The sequence below is a fragment of the Alsobacter metallidurans genome (genome assembly GCF_014636935.1).
Classification (GTDB): domain Bacteria; phylum Pseudomonadota; class Alphaproteobacteria; order Rhizobiales; family Beijerinckiaceae; genus Alsobacter; species Alsobacter metallidurans.
Window position 1 is genome coordinate 1,977,606 of sequence record NZ_BMES01000001.1, and the last position, 17,848, is coordinate 1,995,453.

8 protein-coding genes are annotated in these 17,848 nt (G+C 61.4%); 2 read left to right on the top strand and 6 right to left on the bottom strand.

Features of this window, described 5'->3' with window-relative positions; genetic code table 11:
* Positions 1 to 13 precede the first annotated feature (13 nt).
* From IEV99_RS09105 to IEV99_RS09130, 6 genes are all read right to left on the bottom strand, one after another.
* Entirely contained in the window at positions 14 to 2,275 is a 2,262-nt protein-coding gene (locus IEV99_RS09105; RefSeq protein ID WP_188517333.1) for a GumC family protein, read from the bottom strand.
* 102 nt (positions 2,276 to 2,377) lie between these two features.
* Entirely contained in the window at positions 2,378 to 3,400 is a 1,023-nt protein-coding gene (locus tag IEV99_RS09110; protein ID WP_188517334.1) for a glycosyltransferase, read from the bottom strand.
* Between the two features lie 173 nt (positions 3,401 to 3,573).
* The gene (locus tag IEV99_RS09115) at positions 3,574 to 4,881 is read right to left on the bottom strand and encodes an HlyD family type I secretion periplasmic adaptor subunit (RefSeq protein ID WP_188517335.1); all 1,308 of its coding nucleotides are present in this window, start codon (positions 4,879 to 4,881) and stop codon (positions 3,574 to 3,576) included.
* Complete coding sequence (locus IEV99_RS09120; RefSeq protein ID WP_371875770.1) at positions 4,878 to 6,692, bottom strand: type I secretion system permease/ATPase; 1,815 nt, start codon at positions 6,690 to 6,692, stop codon at positions 4,878 to 4,880. Before IEV99_RS09120 ends, IEV99_RS09115 begins: the two co-directional genes overlap by 4 nt.
* A 246-nt stretch (positions 6,693 to 6,938) precedes the next feature.
* Positions 6,939 to 7,922, bottom strand: a complete 984-nt coding sequence (locus IEV99_RS09125; RefSeq protein ID WP_188517336.1) for a glycosyltransferase family protein — start codon at positions 7,920 to 7,922, stop codon at positions 6,939 to 6,941.
* Positions 7,922 to 8,680: an FkbM family methyltransferase gene (locus IEV99_RS09130; RefSeq protein WP_188517337.1), complete on the bottom strand. Its 759-nt coding sequence runs from the start codon at positions 8,678 to 8,680 to the stop codon at positions 7,922 to 7,924. The genes IEV99_RS09125 and IEV99_RS09130 overlap by 1 nt, the downstream gene beginning before the upstream one ends.
* A 178-nt stretch (positions 8,681 to 8,858) precedes the next feature.
* Between IEV99_RS09130 and IEV99_RS09135 the strand changes: the two genes are divergently transcribed.
* Both IEV99_RS09135 and IEV99_RS09140 read left to right on the top strand, forming a co-directional pair.
* Positions 8,859 to 9,713: a hypothetical protein gene (locus tag IEV99_RS09135; protein ID WP_188517338.1), complete on the top strand. Its 855-nt coding sequence runs from the start codon at positions 8,859 to 8,861 to the stop codon at positions 9,711 to 9,713.
* 730 nt (positions 9,714 to 10,443) lie between these two features.
* Positions 10,444 to 17,658: a VCBS domain-containing protein gene (locus IEV99_RS09140; RefSeq protein ID WP_188517339.1), complete on the top strand. Its 7,215-nt coding sequence runs from the start codon at positions 10,444 to 10,446 to the stop codon at positions 17,656 to 17,658.
* The last annotated feature ends 190 nt before the right edge of the window (positions 17,659 to 17,848 follow it).

Consider the following 17,848-nt stretch of genomic DNA (forward strand, 5'->3'; position numbering starts at 1 on the left):
GCGTGTCGGAAGGCTAATGTTGGGTGAAATATTTGGAATTGTAGTAGGTTGCGACTTGCTCGCCATAACGCGCCAGTTGCTTCACATCGGCCATGTTCAAGACGCAGCCGGCCAACTTGTCGTGGATGTTGGGGATTGAGTCGACCGCTTCGCCCACGGTCCGCTCCTCGCTCTTGGCCCACGCGAGCACCAGGACGAAGGCCGTGATGAACCTTTCGGCCGATCGCACGTCCGCAAGGGGCAGCACCGGGGGCAAGTCCACGACGACGTAATCGTAATGATCTCGCGCCTGCGCGATAAACGCGCCGAAGAGATCGGAGCCGAGAGGGACAAACTGCTCGAACCCCGAAGAGCCGTCCACCACTGAGCCAGTCATGGTCAATGACGGCCTGGCACGCGTCACCGAGGGAACGAAGTCAAAAGGCTGGCGACCGTGCTGTACAGATGTCGCAAGATTGGCGCGGGCCAAGAGCACGTCCTCGATCGAAGGGCCGAAATTAGCTTTTAGCGTGTGCGTGAGACTCGGGTTGCGAAGATCCGCATCAACGAGCAGCACGCGCTTGCCTTGGCCGGCGAGCAAATAAGCCAAATTGGCGGATATGCTGGTTTTACCTTCGTCCGGCAGGCACGATATCATGCCAACCACCGGGCAGGTGCCAGGCGCGGAGCTATGATTGATGGACGTCGCCACGGTTCGGAGCGTTTCTGCCGCGACCGAGAAGGGATGACGCATGACGTAATCCAGCGGCAGCGTGCGCCCGTCGGCAGCTTCGGGCCCTTGTTGAGGCTTGGCGTTCACCAAGGGTATGAATCCGAGACATTCGGCGCCGGACGCGGCTTCGGCCTCGCTCCGGGTGCGAATGCGGCGGCGCCCGAGCTCGAGGTAAAACGAGGCGCCGAGCGATCCGAACAAACCCAGGGCGGCGCCAGCCAGCATATAGATGCCACGCTTGGGCTTGAACTTGCCATTTGGCGGCTGCGCCGTCGAGATCAGGCGGCCTTCGCTGACTGGAAAGCTCTGCCGCTGAAGTGCGTCGGTGTAGCGCTGCATGAACGCTTCGTAAGCGGTGCGTAGCGTGCGCGCATCGCTTTCATAGCTGTTCAGCTTGACCTGGGCGCCACCGACGTCGACGGTTTTTTTGAATTGTTCGTCGAGACTCTCCTTGAGCGACCGCTCGCGGGCGCTGGCGATCTCATAGTCGCTTCGATAGCTCTCTTGGTACCGCTGCATCTCGGTGCGGATCGAATCCAGGATCGCTTTGGCGTCGGCGCGCATCTTGATCACGGCCGCATGCTGTTCGCCGTATCGCGACGCAAGGCTGGAAGCCTTTCCGTTGATCTCCAGGTACTGCTGCCGCAGCTTTGTGATCACCGTGTTCTGCAGCGCGTCGGTCAGCGACAGGTCCGGGGATCCCGTCTGCAACTGCATGATCCGGTCCAGCTTCGCCTTCGCTTCCCCTTTGGCCGCCGTAGCCGCGGATAATTGCGTGCTGATCTCCGCGAGCTGCTGCTCGTCGATAAGCTTTCCGTCAGCCTTGGCGATGCTGTTGGAACGCCTGAAATCGTTGACCACGGCTTCGGCCTTGGCGGTCTGGTCGGAGAGTTGGTTCAGGCGGGCCTTTAGCCAGACCACGGCCTGTTTTGTTGCGTCGTAGTTTGCGTCGAATTGGCTTCGCACATAGGCGTCAGCGAAGCCGTTGGCCACTTTTGCAGCGAGTTCCGGGCTGATCGCCTCGAAGCTGATGGTAATGACGTAGCTCTTGTCGACGCGCTCGACCTTCAAACCATTGCCGACGGCGACCATCGTGCCAAGGATCCGGTCTTCCTCGGTCGGCGGCGCGCTCGGATCCTTGAACGAGCCCAGGAGCTCGTTCAGCATCCCGCGAATGCCCGACGGGGGGAGATTAAACTCGGGCGCATTTTGCAGATCAAGCGTCGTCACGACCGAGCGAATCACGCTCTCGGAGCGAATTGTTTCCACCTCGGTGTCAGCGCGCCCGGAATCGATCAGGGGTTCGTCGCGCCTCATTGTCTGGGCGTTCACCGGCGCTGCGATGGCGGTGCGGCGCGGATCGAGGGAAAGCTGTGCAGTCGCCAGATAAGTCGGGGTTACGGTGAAGCTGTACGCGGTGGCGAGCACCAATCCGGCCGTCGTGCTCAGCAGAATAAGGCGCGTATGCCGGCGAAGGATTTCCATTACCGCGCGCAACTCGTTGCGCAACGTCGGCTGCTCGCGGAAAGAGTCTACGTCGTACTGAACGTTCGCGCCGATCATCCATTCACCTTCCAGGCCTGCCGCACGAGATATGTGAGAGTGAGTGGGCGGGCTGACGGACCTATCCAACATTCGATCCCGGCGATTTCGGGACCTATCGAGTCATTTTTGTTGCAGGTGCGAAGTGACCATTTCGTACGGCTTCGGAGCGAAGGACGGCGGGAACCCCGTTTCCCCGCGAAGACCTGCCCACCAACCCGCAAGCGCAACGCGGTAGTTCTTGTAAGCGCCCGCTTTGAGGTATTGGGCGGCGAGCAGGAACGTTGAAACCGCGACCACCGGGAACTGACGCGGGAAAAAGCGGCGGGTGAGCAGGAGCTTGCTGCGCTCATCGAGGTAGACCGAAAGACTGGACCGACTCCGACGATCGTGGCTCGACCCAAGCGTCGCCCCATGAGCATGGTCGACAATCGCGTCGTGCGCATACCCCAATTTGAAATGACCCTTGCGAAAAAACCAGTCCACTTCTTCAGCGTAGAGAAAGTATCGCTCATCCATTCGGCCGACCGTATTGATGAACGAGCGGGTAACATACATCGAGGCGCCACTGATGTACTGCATATTAGCTTCAACATCGGCTGGATCAATAGTGGCGTCCGCGCTCGCTCCTAGCCCGATGTTGTAACCGCGCGCCATCCACCGGCGCCACCGGCCCGCATACATTTGGACGGTATTGGACCGCTTGAGAATGATACGGCTGCCGACAGCGCCATAAGCGCCGTCCTGAGCCCTTTCGCGCAGAGCCTTTAGCGCGCCAGGACGAGGCTGTGTGTCCGGGTTGAGCACCCAGACGGCTTCCCAGTCAGGATCACCTTCGAGGACGTCCAGGATGGCGTTAACGCCGCCCGCATACCCGAGATTGCCGGCCGCCAGATATGCGCAGATCGGAACGGCGCCTGCGAACCGACGTCCCTCGTCGAGGGACTTTGAACTGCTTGGAATGGTGTCCGAAGATCCGAAGACCTCTGTCAGAGCCGAAATCAGAGAAGCATAGGCTTGCGAGCCGCCATTTTCACAGATGCGAACCGAGACGTCGCCGCCCTCGAGTGCGTAGATCGCATGCAGGCATTGCACGATGTCGTCCTCGCACCGATACCCGACAATGATGATTTCGCAACGCGCCATTCAGTTGATGATCCTCGCTATGACTTGGGTGGGACGTGCTAACGTCACATCAAATAGGGTCCATGCTCATCATTGAGCCCCGTTTGCTGAACATCTGCCACGCCTGACAGGCTCGCGTTTATGAAGAGCCCTGGTCGCAACTGCCACATCCTGCTATTGCAGGCCCTGCGGCATCATTTCTCCCGCCAGGCCTTCATTAGCTGATCCGACAGCGGCTTGATCAAGAATGACAGGACAGTCCGATTTTCAGCCTTGATGAAGGCCTCCACGGGCATGCCCGGCACGAGTCGGAGACCATCCAGCCGCGCAACCTCTGATTTAGGAATTGAAATTCGCACCGCGTAGTAGCTTTGCCCGCTTCGCTGGTCGGTGGTCAAGTCGCCGGCGATCATTACGACCTTGCCGTTCAACTCCGGGGTCGTGCGCTGATTGAAAGCGCTGAGACGTAGGAAAGCCTCCTGCTCAGGCCGCACCTGGTCAATTTCATTGGGTGGAAGCTTGACCTCGACGACGAGCTCTTCTTTCTCGGGAACGATCATCATCAACACCTCGCCGGGCCCGACGACACCGCCAACGGTGTGGACCGCGAGCTGATGCACCACACCGGCCAGCGGGGCCCTGAGCTCGATCCGCGCCATCTGGTCCTCAGCGGAGACCTTTCGTTCCACGAGTTCGGCGATTTTCGCCTGAATCTCTCGCAACTCCTTGGCGACCTCGCTACGCAAGTCCTGGTCAACCTGGATGATCTGCAACTCGGTCTCGCTGATCTTCACCTTGGTCTGAGCTACCGCCGCGGTGAGCTGCCCAGCTTCGCCGTCGATCCGGGCGGCGTCGCGCTCGAGGGCAGTGACACGGGGCAACTGGATCAGGTTGCGGCGGAGCAGATCGCGAACGCCCTCCAACTCGCGGGCGATAAACCGCGACTCGTTTCGCTTTGCTTCGATCTGGTTGCTAAGGCCGCGGATCTCCTCCGCCAGCTGCGCCTTGCGTTCGCTGAGCTGCATCTTTTGTCCGGCGCGTGCGGTACGCCGAAGCTCAAACAAATTGCTTTCACCAGCCATGATGCGCGCCACAGCGTCATCTGCTTTCCGGCTCTGCAAGATGTCGGGATATTGAAGCGCGGTCGACCCATCGCGCTCGGCTTCGAGTCGGGCCTGTCGCGCGTAGAACTCGTCCAGGCTCTTGGTCAAGATGGCAAGGTTCACACGAGCGACCGTCTCATCAAGGCGTACGAGCAACTGCCCGGCCGCTACCTTTTGGCCGTCCGTCACCGCGATCTGCCCAACCACACCCCCTGTGGGATGCTGGATTTTCTTGAGACTGGAATCGACCACGAGGGCTCCGGGGGAGATGACCGCCCCCGCGAACTCCGTTGTGGCCGCCCATCCGCCGACGCCCACCGCCAGGAAAACGACGGCGGCTATGCCAGCCTGCATGTGGCGTTTGATCGAGGCCAGGGTCTGATCTGCGTTCTCGCTCATGCCTTGATCGCCTGCTTTTCGCTTACGACCCGGAACACCGGCTGAGGCTGGGCAGCCGCGCCTGCAGCGGCGGAGGCGTTGGAACTGGAAGCAGCCTCGACAGCGGGCTGCGGGCTTGCGAGTTCGCGCAAAACCGCATCGCGTGGGCCGATAGCCTGAATCACACCGTCCCGTATCACCAGGACCTGGTCAACCGAAGCTAGCGCGCTGGGGCGGTGAGCGACCACGATCACGATTCCCCCGCGCGCCCTCACGGACGCGATTGCATTGGTGAGCGCACGTTCGCCGTCTGCATCGAGGTTGGAGTTGGGCTCGTCCAACACCACCAGGAAGGGGTCGCCGTATAGCGCCCGCGCCAGGGCTATCCGTTGCCGTTGCCCGCCGGACAGGGCGGCCCCACCTTCGCCGATCTGAGTGGAATATCCTTCGGGCAAACGAAGGATCAGGTCATGGACCCCCGCGATACGGGACGCCGAGATGATCGCTTCCGATGTCGCCTTGGGATCGAAGCGGGCGATGTTCTGAGCGATTGTGCCGGAGAAGAGTTCGACATCCTGGGGCACGTAGCCGATATGGGACCCGCGTTGCTCAGGCGAAAACTGATCGAGTTCCGCTCCGTCCAACCGTATGCTGCCCGCGACTGCAGGCCACACGCCGACGATGGCCCGGGCGAGTGACGACTTGCCCGAAGCGCTCGGACCAATCACGCCGAGGCCTTGGCCTGCCTTGAGACTGAAAGTTGCGGAGGACACCACCGGACGCCGAGCGTTGGGCGGCACCACCGTAACATTCGCCACATCAACGGTGCCAACCGGCGCCGGTAAAGTCAGCGGCATCGCGCGGGCAGGGTTCTGCCTCAACAGCTCGCGCAGACGAGCCCAGCTTTGCCGCGCGTTGAGGAATCCCTTCCAATTCGCAATCACCAGATCGACGGGCGCCAGAGCTCGCGCTGTCAAAATCGACGCCGCGATGATGACGCCGCCGCTGGCCAACTGCTGAACGACCAGATATGCGCCCACCGCCAGCACGGCCGACTGGAGCATCATGCGCAGCACCTTGGAGATCGACCCCAGCCCGCCGCTGACGTCCGCGAGCGTCCTTTGACTGGTTAGGTATTTTTCGTTGGATCGGTCCCAAAGGTCCCCAAGGCGGGGACCCATTCCCATGGCTTGCACGACTTCAGCGTTGCGCCGCGACGCTTCCAGAATGTTGCGACGGTCCATGGCGTCGACCGTGAGGGCCGCCATCGGCCGGCGGCTGAAGATATCCGTGGCAACCGTGACTCCGACGAGGATCAAGGCTCCGAACACGGCCGTCAGCCCGATCATCGGATGGAAGATAAAGCAGATTCCGAGATAAAATGGCAGCCACGGCAGGTCGAAGAAAGCGCTTGGCCCCGGCCCCACAAGGAATGTGCGGACTTGCTCGAGATCGCGCGCGCCCTGCATCGCCTCGGCGCTGTTTTTACCCGGGGGAGCGCTAACGATGATGTCGTAGATACGACGGCTGAGGCTTTGGTCCACGAAAGTGCCAACCCGCACGAGCACGCGGCTCCGCAAGACCTCAAGCAGACCTTGAAAGCCGTAAAGGAAAGCGGCGAGCACGCACAAGCCGATCAGCGTCGGCACACTACGGCTGGGGACCACACGATCGTAAACCTCGAGCATAAAGAACGATCCCGTGAGGTACAGGATGTTGATCATGCAACTCATGACGCCCGCGCCCGCGAAGGCGCGGATGCATCGGCGCAGCGGTTCTGCCAGCTCATTGTTCGTGTTGCGGCCCGCAAGCATGCTGTCGTCCAATCTCATCCGACCCCGACGGCGCGTTCTGGCCGTAACGTTCCACAATCAGTGATCCGGCCACGTTAAAGTCAGCTTACGGGAAAACGTAAACGTCCGGCAGCAGACACCCCAGCGGGAACACCTTGGCGCCAATAAGGCCGGTTGCGGGAGTGACGCAGAGTTGGCGTCCATCAGACACCCTCCAGGTTGCGATGATACCGATTTGCAACAGAATTAACAGGTGCGATGTGAAAAACGGCTTTAAATCACCGGTCAGAGCCCAATCGCCGCCCGGACAGTCTCCGCCTGCTTGAGCCACCGTGTAACCCGAGACGGTGAGCCCCGGAGCGCAATCGCCGCGTTCGCGTGCTCCTCGTGCTCAACGATGGCTCGCAGGCAGCAAATTCTCAGTGATTCGGCTGTATTGTTCTCGGCGAACAGCCCTGCCGGGCTGAATAGCGACCGAAGCAGGGGTGTATCGCTCAGGATCATCGGCTTACCTGCGCCGAGCGCTTCGCTGGCGGCGCTCAGTTGAATGCCGTCCTCCTTCGTCAAGGCAAGAACGCCGTAGGATCTCATTATCAACGAGTTGAATGCGTCGGTGTCGAGAAAGCCGGTGAAGTGAACGTTATCAGGCGCGCCTTCGACAAAGCCGCGCCTTTGAGCCTTGGCCTTGTCGCCGGTGATGATGAAATCCACTTGGGGCAGCGTTCTTGCGGTTTCAATCACCATCGAGACCGGCTCGTCGGCATTGAACGAACACGGCATCACGAGCATGGGGCGTCCAGCGCCCGGGACCGCCGCGATGGTGTTGAACCGAGGCGTCTTGTCTTCCAAAACGAAAAGCTTGTTCGCGACGATCCCGGCTTTCAGGGCGCGCGCGTAAACGTCAGCGTTGTGGACCAGCACGACGTCGCAGCGGTTCAAGAGCGCCCGGCTCAGCGGCGTCCGCCACCATCGTTGCGAAAGGGCGGCGTTGTGCAGGTCTGCGATGATCTTGGTTTTTCCGCCTGTCAGCGCTCTGGCCACGAATGCAAGATGCACGAGGAAGTTGGGCGGCGCCTGCACCCAGATTGCTTCCGGAGCGGCGCGCAGAGCCATCGTTATCATGCGGTATGCCCGCGCCACGTAGCTGATGGCCAGCCGGGACGTCGAGCGAAGCTCCGGGCTCGGCAGATAGACGACGTTAAAATTGAAGAAGTCCTTCATGGATTCGGCGCGTCGCTGGTAGCGCACCCATGCGAAATAAATCTGCATCAAAGGACCTGAGTCCTTCCTTCGCGCGGAAGAAAAAGAAAATTATTCACGTATCCAGAATCGAACGCGCCGTCCGGCGATTTCGCGAGCGCTGGTGGTTGCAGCCGTACGAAGTCAATCACATCTGCGCCGACCACTTCACCACCTTCAATGTAATGGGCGCGGTAGCCGTTCGCCACAAGGTCATCGACGATCGAACTCGACCGGCCCGGATGGTGGCGCTCCTCGATTTCTACGACGAGGGCAGGGCGATTTCGCAGAATGGTCTCGCGGGCGCCGGCGAGCACGGCGGCTTCGTGGCCCTCGACGTCGATCTTGATCACCGCAACATCGTCCAGGCGCCAGGCATCCAAGCGGCGGACAGGGGTTGGTTGCGCCACAAGGCTATAGCCCGGGTTGGCTTCAGCCTCGAGTGAAGCGCGGGTGTCAATGACCCGACCCTCTTTAACCGGAACGAAAAGCGTCATGTCGCCATCGTGGTCACTGAGCGCGCAGGCTTCGATCTGGACATGATGGTAGCGCGTCTTCAAAGACTCCGCTCGCCAAAGGATTGGTTCAAACGCCACGACCCGAGCGGCGCTTCGCGCAAAGCGGTGGGTGTAAAGCCCCTCGTTTGCGCCGACGTCGACGGCCGTTCGCCCCAGCGCAAGGCGTTCGGCCAGGTTAAGAAGCGGATCGTTTGCCCGCGCAAAACGGATTGCTCGGAGAAGACCTTCAGGGGCAAGCCGACGAACCTGATCTTTCCAAGCCCCGAACACCTAACCCCCGCGATTGCCCCGCCTTCACCCGCGTCTGTGATTGTGTTCTAAGCATACCTTCAACGATCAGCAATTCCGTAATCGGCATTATAAACGGTTATCGCGTCGAGCGCCGGGAGCATGGAAACAAACTTCTGGAGCAAGGGAGGAACAACATGCGGGTAGGCGGGACATTCGCTTGAGAGCGCTCACGCTATTTGGTCACGCTCAGCTGAACCCCGGCGCGGCTGCCCCCAGCGCGTCGTCTCTGCTCGCCTGGGCCGCAACGCTGACCTTCTGCAATGGAGTCGCCGGTAAGGCCATTGTGGCGATCAATCGGGTCGGCTTCGCGCCCGCATTGGCCAACAGCTTCGATATGAACATTCTCGTGCTGGCCGCCGGCGTGGTCGGTCTTCGCCTTGCGTGGTCGGCCGAAGCTTCGCGCCCGTCGTCGCGGCTCGACTATGTAGTGGCGGGCGCGGCGGCGGCTCTCGCGTTGATGCCCTACGCGCCCATGGCGTGGCTCGGATTAAGCATTGTCGCTCTCCGGGCCATGGCCCGGGAGAAACAATGCGATCTCCTGCGCCGGGCTGGATGGATCCTCGCGGCGGTCTCAGGTTCGCTGATCTGGACAAAACTGCTCTTCGCCCTTTTTGCGCCCACCATCCTGTCTGGCGATGCGCTGCTCACTGCTGCTCTCCTGAACGTGGAGCGCAGCGGCAATATGGTCGCCTTCGCCGATGGGTCGGGTTTTTTCCAAGTCTACCCAGCATGCTCGTCCCTCGGCAATGTGTCGGTGGGGATCGTCTGTTGGGTGACGGCCGTCAACCTGCACGCACCAGGCCGAGCGAGCTGGAACATCGTCGTGGGGGTCGGCGTCGCGGCGGCTGTGGTGACAATCAACATCATCCGGTTGGCGCTGATCGGCCTCTACCCGGCGCAGTTTGAAACAATCCATGGCGCCGTCGGCGAGATGGTGACGATCTGGACCACGCTGGCCGCCGTGGTGGGCCTCTCGGCGATCACCTTGAGAAAAAGGGCCGCTCTTGTTTAAGACGATGCTCGCCCTGTCACTCGCGGCATCGATTGGCTTGAAAATCTGGATCGCGCAGGCGCCAGTTTCCGCCGCCCCGTCCGCATCGCTCATGGCCGATCTTGGCCGCTCCCTCGTGGCGGAGGGGTGGAGCGTCACAACGTCCGAATACGCGGCATCCCCGATGATCGAAGCAACGCGAGAAAAGTGTCGCGTCGTCATGGTCGAAGCGCGTCCGCAAGGCTGGAATGCCGCAGCCCTTGGCCGTTTGAAGGAGCCTGGCGAGAACTTAGCCTACGCCTTCCGGGGTCAACTCACCTTAGAGCTACCTCGCATCCGCGCCACTGCAGCCTATTATTGGTCAATAGTTCTGCGAACGGCAGGTCTAGCGTCAACGGGCTCAGGTCTTCTGGCGATTGTCGCTGCCCCAGAGTGCCTAACGGGGATTGCGCCATTAACAAGTCCAGACGCGAGCTGATCTGCGAAATTTACCTTAATCAGAGCAGCTAACCACGCCTGCACGCTACGGGACCGTTGCGTCGCAGTCACAATGTTTACTTACTTTCCCATTTCTTTCCGGAGATGTTTAACTTGGTTGCAACCGACAGGCCGCTTGACGTAGTTATCAATTAATTAAGCGGGCTTCGCTAGCCCCGCTGTGAACGAGGTCCGCTGCTTGCCGACGAACGCACCCACTGTATCGAGCCTCCAGTCGCCTGGGGCAGCCCCGCTGCCGAGCGAGATTTCCGGAGTGGTTCTGGAAGTCCCGAATGTCACGGGCGATGCCGCGACTGTGCTGACCGCGAAAGGCGCGTTCGCCTTCCGAGACCTTGATCCGGCTGACGTCCATTCCCTGACGATCGCCCCGAAAGCAGGCGGCTATCTGGGATCTCTCGCTGCGGCGGTCACGTCCGAGAGCGCCAGCGGCAGCCTTGGCCGGATCGACTGGACCTTCACCACGACCGACAAGTCGCTTGATGCGCTCGCAGCCGGCCAGAAGGTCACGCAGGTCTATACGCTCGCCGTCTCGGATGGCGCAGGAGGGATAATCAGGCAGGACGTCGCGGTGACGATCACCGGCGCCGAAGACAAACCGGTCATCACCGGCTCACTCGCAGGCGCGACGATCTTTGAAAGCTCCGCGGCGTCGTTCACAAGGTCCGGAACGCTTTCGTTCAGCGACGTTGACGCCACGGATCTGCTGACGACCTCCATCCTTGGCCAAACCGTGAAGGTGCAGAACTCCGCCGGCCAGGATATCACCGCCAGCTTCGCCGCCGAGAAGTTCGAAGCGCTCAAGCAGGCGTTTTCGATGCCGGTCGGCGCTCTCGGGGGAAGCAAAGGGTCTCAGACCTGGACCTACGCGATCGCCGATTCGCCGCTCGACTTCCTCGGATCCAACGAAACCGCCACCATCGTAACGACCGTCAAGGTTGTCGATAATCAGGGCGGATCGAGCACCGCGGACGTCGTGATTACCCTTCGCGGCGCGAACGACGCGCCTGTCACCGTGACCGGCTCGGTCGTTTCGGGCGGGATCACCGAAGCGGCCAACACCGTTGGGGGAATTGCCTTGCAATCGTCGCAAGGCTCGATCCAGTTCACGGATCTGGACCTGACCGACAAGCATTCGGTCAGCGTCACGCCTAAACAGGCTGGCTATCTGGGGACGCTGAGCCCAGTTCTGACGACCGACACCGCCGGCGGCGGGACAGGCGTGGTGACCTGGACCTACAGCGTTCAGGACCGGGTCTTGGACGCCCTTGGGCCTGGGCAGCAACTCGTGCAGACCTATACGGTCAACGTCAGCGACGGGCGCGGTGGCGTGCTGAAGCAGGACGTGGTGATTGTTCTGACGGGGTCAGAGGACGCACCGACGATCTCTGGACCCACCTCCGTACAGTTCGTCGAAGGAAGCGCGCCAACCTTCGTGCGGACGGGGACCATCACGGTGGCCGATCCGGACGCGAACGCCCAACTGCTGGCGTCACTGAGCCAGAGCCTTGTCGCGAAGTCAGCGACCGGAGCAGACATCACGTCCACCTTGACGTCGGCGCAGGTCGCGGCGCTGACGCAGGCTTTTACCGTTCCGCAGGGTAATCTCGGCGTTAACAAAGCGTCTCTCGGCTGGTCGTTCAGCCTGGCCGACAGTGCTTTGGACTTCCTAGGTCTCAACGAAACCGTCACCTTGACCAACGCGGTGAGCGTCGACGATCGCGCGGGCGGCGTAGCGGCTACGACGGTCGTCATGACCCTCAAGGGCGTAAACGACGCGCCGATCATCGACCAAACCTCGAGCTTCACCGCCACCCTCGCGGATACCGCAGCGCGGAGCTCCGGGATCAATATGCAGGCGGGCGGCTCTTTCGCCTTTTACGACATTGATCAACGGGACGCCCACACGGTCGCTTCGGCTGCTTCCCAAACCGGATATGTCGGAACGTTCTCCGCAAGACTCGTTCAGGACAGCACTGGCGCCCAGCCTGGCTCGGTCGCGTGGACGTACACGGTTGCCGACAAGATCGTCGACGCCTTGGGCGCCGGACAAACGCTGAAACAGACCTATGTGGTTAGCGTCAACGACGGCAAGGGCGGCGTCGCCAAGCAGAACGTCGATGTCGTTCTGACCGGCTCCAACGACCTTCCTGTGATAACCGGCCTTGTGGGCTCGACGGTGTACGAGTTGCCGCCCAGCGCGTCGGAGTCGATGATCCACCGGGGTGGTACGCTCAAGCTCGCCGATGTCGACCAGACCGACCATCTTGAAGTTTCGTTCACGCCCGCATCCGTCTCCTTCACGGACGCCGCCGGACGCTCGATCTCGGATCTGCCATCCCAGCAATTGACGGCTGACCAGGCCAGCGCCCTTTCGCTGGCGAAATCGCTCGCCGCGAACCTGTCGATGTCGACAAGCACGGCGGGCAATCAGGGCTCGGTGAACTGGAGTTTCGACGCGGCGGCTTCAAAGCTTGCGTTCCTCGAGAAGGGCGAGACCGTCAAGATCACCGTCAACGTCGTTGTCCAGGATCTCGACGCCGCGAATGGGCCCACGGGCGAAGCGGTCGTCAAACCGGTCACGATCACGCTGGTGGGGCAGGACGCCAGCTGGCAAGCAAAGGACCACACCGCCGAGCTGATGAACAAGACCATCCTGACGAGTCCGACGTCAAACGGCGATATCGGTTGCCAACTGCCGGCCGCAGCCTTGCGCAGCTACCTCGACCTGGGCGGGAACGACGGCACGACTTTCCTGCGCCCGGTGACGGTGCGGATCGACAAGGATGGCGCGACGCTCGACGGGATCGATTTTCGTGGGTCGCAGGTCGTGGTGGCGGCCAGCAACGTCTCGTTCGTCAATTGCCTGTTCGACTCGTCGGGTTCGCTCGGGCGCCCAGGCGTCGATATTGGGGCCGGCATCCACGACATCTCTCTCGACCACTGCAGCTTCGATGGGCTGAAGAGGGCGACGGGGTACCCCGATTTTATTTCAAGCGCGGCCGAGCGGACCACGATCACCAACAGCGTCTTCCTGAACGCGCCCAGTGACGGCATCTACATCGAGAGCGGGATAATCGCCAATAACTACTTCAAAGGTGGCGGGTATTACCCAGGAACTCATGCCGACGCGATCTGGATTGGCAAGACAACCGGCCCAGTTTTGATTGAAAACAACGCGTTTGATTGGCGCGCCGAGCCGGGCGCTTTAACCAACAACGTCGTTCGTATTTCCGGTGAGCGGGGCGACGTCTCGGATGTCATGATCCGAAACAACGCCATGATCGGCGGAAACTATTCCATCACCGTCACGGATGGTGCGACCTGGACGCATACAGCCGATCAGGTCGGATCCGTGACAGGCGTGTCCATAATCGACAACATCATCGACGTCGCTGGAACCGGGCCGATCGACTGGCAGAACCGGCCTGCCGACACGATCATTGCGGGCAACCTGAACCTGAACGGGTTCGTAGCCTTCGGGGCGCTTTCGAGCACGCCTTCCCTCAATTTCGGGTCGCTCAGTGCGGTCCTCGGCACAACCGGAGCTGACACGCTCCAGGGAAGCGATGTCGCGAACTATCTCGTCGGTGGCGAAGGGCAGGATGTCATCTACGCCGGCGCGCACGGAAGCGTCATCCAGGGAGGCGCAGGACGCGACTTCCTCTTCGGCTCGAGCGGCGCCGACACGTTCGTATACAGAGCCGGCCGAGAGATGAACGACCTGATCCGCCAATTCGACGTGTCCATGGACAAGATCGACGTGGCGGACGTTGTCGAGTTCCGTGCGCTCGGGCTCACATCTCAATCATGGAATTGGCTTGGCGGGGCCGTTTTCACCGGCGACAAATATCAGGTTCGGTTCGTCCAGGGCGCGAGCCAGTCGAGCCTGCAGTTCGACGTCAACGGCGATACATTCGCCGATTACAAGATCGACTTTGTTGGGTCTATCCCGTTCAGCCGCGATAACCTCGTCCTCGAGCATACTGCCGACGCAGCTACTCAATTCAATGGTTTGTGGGCGGGGCAGGGAGTGGACCTTGTGTCCCGCAGCTTGACAACGTCAGCGTCGTTCAGCGACTCGCATTTGGTGATCGTCGGTCGCGATGTGGCGCTTCGGGATGCCGATGGTGCGCTGGCGCCGGTTACCGGGCTGAACAGCTTTGCCTTTGCTGACGGAAGCATCACGCGCGCGGATGCGGATCCGCTGGTCGACGATCTCTTTTACTTTCTTCGCAACCCGGTCCGCTGGGGCGCAAGCACCGCCCACGACGCGGAGGCGGATTTCTATGGGACGGGCTGGACCCTCGGCCTGGATCCGAACGCCTATTTCTCCACGAAGGGCTATATGGCGACGTTCGGGGCCGCAGCCGGGCAGGGCGTCGACCCGCTCTCGTTTTACGCCTCCACGGGCTGGAAGCTTGGCCAGGATCCGAGCGCGTCGTTCGACACCAGCCTTTATCTGCTGCACAATCGTGACGCCGCGGCCTCCGGCCTCGACCCGCTGACCCATTTCCTGACCGTTGGGGCTGCGGCCGGACGGAAGGCTTATGCGGTGGTCGGGGATGTCGGCGCCACTGGGTTTGACGCCGAGTTCTACGTGCTGGCCCACCCGGAGGCGGCCGCCGATCCATACGCGCACTACCTCACGTCAGGCTGGAAATCGGGCTTCAATCCGAACGCCTATTTCGATGTGAATTTCTACCTTGCGCAGAATCCCGCCGTCGCGGCCGCAGGCGTCGATCCGCTCCAGCACTACATGACGGCAGGCTGGCGGCAGGGACTGAACCCATCCGCTGATTTCGATGCGGCAAGCTATCTCGCGGCCAATCCGGATGTGGCCCAGGCTGGTCTCAATCCCCTGCTGCACTTCCTTCAAACAGGAGCGGATGAGGGTCGCGACGCTTTCGCGAGCGGGGCAGGCTGGCAAGGCGGCGCGCCCATCGGGGTGGCTGACAGCTTCGCGGTTTCGGCCGTGCCGGGCACGGACCTCATGGTGGCAGGCGTCAACGGCGTCCTCGCCAATGACGTCGATCCGAATGGCGACGCCCTGATCGTGAAGGCCGTTTCCCAGACCGGACTTCTGTCTGGCCAAGTCACCCAAGGCCTATACGGCAAACTCTTCATGGGCTTCGATGGTGGCTTCCGCTACACCGTGACGGATCCGGTCGGGCCGCAAGGCGCCCACCTGACCGAGCGCTTCACCTATGTGGTTGGCGACAACACGGGCGCCAACAACGCCGCCGTACTCGACATCGTGTTGAATCGCGCTCCGACCGCGGCCGTGATCGCCAACAGTCTCCAGTCCGCCGCGAGCCTTTCGGTGGCGGCCGATAAGGGCGTTCTCGCCAAGGTGACGGATGCCGACGCAGACGCGCTCACGGTCGCCTCGGTGATGGTCAACGGCGTAACGGTTCTCGCCGGCCAGGCCATTCAGGGACAGTACGGGACTTTGACCGTGCAGTCCGACGGCGCCTATTCCTATACGGCGCTCCCGAGCTACGTGGGCAAGAGCGTGGTCGACGCATTTTCGCTCGTCGTTTCGGATAGCTTCGGCGCGACGTCGACCTCGCAGCTGCAACTCGACTTAAAGGGTACGCAAACGGCTCCCGTGATCATGGGCGGCGGCGGTGCGTTCACCGTGACCGAAAACGCGCCGGGCTCCTACATGCCGGGCGGCCAGTTCACGGTGTCGGACGCCGACCTGAACGACCAGCTGACCGTGAGCGTGGCGAAGCAGACATTCGCTGCGATCAACGGCAAGGGCGCCGACACGACGAGCCTGTTCTCCGACGCCCAGATCAACGCCATCAAGAACGCCTTCGTGATCAAAAACGGCCAGGTTGGCGGGCCGAGCGGCCTGGTCGATTGGTCGTTTGCCGGATCCGACTCGATCCTCGATGTCCTGGGCTCCAACGAGACCGCGACGCTGACGTCGTCCGTGCAGGTCGATGACGGGCGAGGCGGCCTCGCCGCGCGCGACATCGTGCTGACGCTCAAAGGCGTGAACGACTCGCCCCTGTTCACAGCAACCGGCGGCGCTACGGCCACCTTTACCGAACTCGCGGACCGCACACGCGACGAGAGCTATCAGGTCGTCCAAGGAGCGGTCGCCTTCAAGGACGCCGATGCCGGCGATCAGCATACGCTGACCGTGGCTCCGGCGAAGTCAGGCTATTTTGGAGCCCTTACCGCAAGCATCACGTTTGATACGGTTTCGGGCGGTCAAGGCCTGGTCATGTGGTCGTTCACCGCTCTCGAACGAACGTTGGACGCGCTCGCCTACGGCCAGACGCTCCAGCAGACCTACACCCTGACCCTGGCGGATGGGAAAGGTGGCGTGGCCAAGCAGGACGTGGTCGTGACGATCGTGGGTGGCAACGACTTGCCGACGATCGCCGGGGCGGCCTCCGCAACCTGGTTTGAAGGCGGCGCTGCGTCCTATTTGAAGTCCGGCGCGCTTACGTTCGCCGACGTCGACGCTACAGATAAGCTCGTCGTGAGCGTGACGAAGCAAACCGTCGTGCTCAAGAATGCGGCGGGCATCGATGTGTCGGGTCTGATGTCCGCCGATCAGATCACCGCGTTGAAGCAGGCCTTTGCAATTCCGGTTGACGAGCTCGGCTCCAACAAGGGGACAGCGACCTGGACCTACGCGATCAACGATAAAGCCGTCGACTTCCTGGGGCAGAATGACTCGGTCACTGTAACATCCACTGTGCAGGTCGACGATCACAATGGCGGCGTCGCCACCCGTGACGTCGTCATCACCATGAAGGGGGTCAACGACGCTCCCATGTTCACCCCTGCGCCGGTCAACGACGCGCGGCTTGACGGCAAGGTCGCCCAAGGAGCCAACGTCGACCTGGCCAGCGTCGGCGGCGCGCTCGTGCATCATGAGACTGGTTCGCTGTCCTTCACCGATGCCGACCTGACCGACGCGCACGGTGTCACGGTCAAGGCGGCCGCGGTTGGCTACCTTGGCGCATTCAAAGCGGTGATCACGGATGGCCCGGGCGGCGGCATCGTGGACTGGAGCTTCGACATCGACGACGCAACGCTGGCGAAATTCACCGGAGATCGTGTGCAGACCTATTCCGTCACCGTCGGCGACGGAAAGGGCGGCAGCGCCAAGCAGGATATCAGCATCGCCCTGACGCACGAGTCAGCCGACCAGTTTACGTTCCCGACAACGCCGACCACTCCCAAGATTGTCGACTCGTTCATTGGCGGGTGGGATTCGCTCAAGGTGAGCAGCGCAGCCGTGGGCCTCTCGTCCGGCGCCCTAACGCCCGACCGCTTCCAGACCGGCTCGGCCGAAACGGCTGGCGACAAGATGTTCGTTTTAGACACGAAGACGAACAACCTCGTCTGGAGTTCGTTTGACGCGACGGGCCAGCACATTCTGACCACCTATGCGCATTTCGGCTATGTGTCCGATCTTCACGCCAGCGATATCATCATCGTGTAAGGCTTTTGCTTCCCGCCTCGCAATTAATCGATGTTGTTAAGCGAACTTGTTTGGTTACCGCACAATGAATCGGCATACCTGTAAAATTGCTTGTAAGGACTAAACGCGTAATAAAAAACGCTCTGCCACAACTGTCCCCAGAAGGCGTTTCATTGAACGCCACAGTTGAACATCGGGGGACTTCCGCGTG

Coding starts and splice junctions, on each gene's coding strand:
- IEV99_RS09105 (WP_188517333.1), bottom strand. CDS start 2,275: ATGATCGGCGCGAACGTTCAGTACGACGTAGACTCTTTCCGCGAGCAG.
- IEV99_RS09110 (WP_188517334.1), bottom strand. CDS start 3,400: ATGGCGCGTTGCGAAATCATCATTGTCGGGTATCGGTGCGAGGACGAC.
- IEV99_RS09115 (WP_188517335.1), bottom strand. CDS start 4,881: ATGAGCGAGAACGCAGATCAGACCCTGGCCTCGATCAAACGCCACATG.
- IEV99_RS09120 (WP_371875770.1), bottom strand. CDS start 6,692: ATGAGATTGGACGACAGCATGCTTGCGGGCCGCAACACGAACAATGAG.
- IEV99_RS09125 (WP_188517336.1), bottom strand. CDS start 7,922: ATGCAGATTTATTTCGCATGGGTGCGCTACCAGCGACGCGCCGAATCC.